Origin of the sequence: Prevotella sp. CAG:592, assembly GCF_000436015.1 — a bacterium.
Lineage (GTDB): Bacteria > Bacteroidota > Bacteroidia > Bacteroidales > Bacteroidaceae > Prevotella > Prevotella pectinovora.
The window spans coordinates 1-221 of record NZ_FR892604.1 but is presented as its reverse complement, the minus strand read 5'-3'; the positions used below and the strand labels follow the sequence as shown (position 1 = coordinate 221).

The 221-nt window shown below is 41.6% G+C and carries 1 protein-coding gene; it reads left to right on the top strand.

Annotation, left to right across the window (positions count from 1 at the left end; all coding sequences use genetic code 11):
• Positions 1-38 precede the first annotated feature (38 nt).
• The coding region (locus QVO99_RS08145; RefSeq protein ID WP_288177069.1) for a hypothetical protein at positions 39-221 on the top strand (183 nt) is incomplete at its 3' end.

Here is a 221-nt window from a genome sequence, read left to right as displayed (position 1 = left end):
CATAGAATAATGTATGGGCGGAATGCCGCTGCAAAAATATGAAAAAAAGGATATATCAGCACTATATATGTCGGAAAAATGTATCGGGAGGCATTATCGCATTGTATGTCGGGGGTGGTATCGCGTTGGAATCATACTTACAAAAACGGCTTTATGAACACACGTTTCCTCAGTTGGCCGTGTTTCGTTTCCTCAGTTGGCTGAAATTCGTTTCCTCAGTT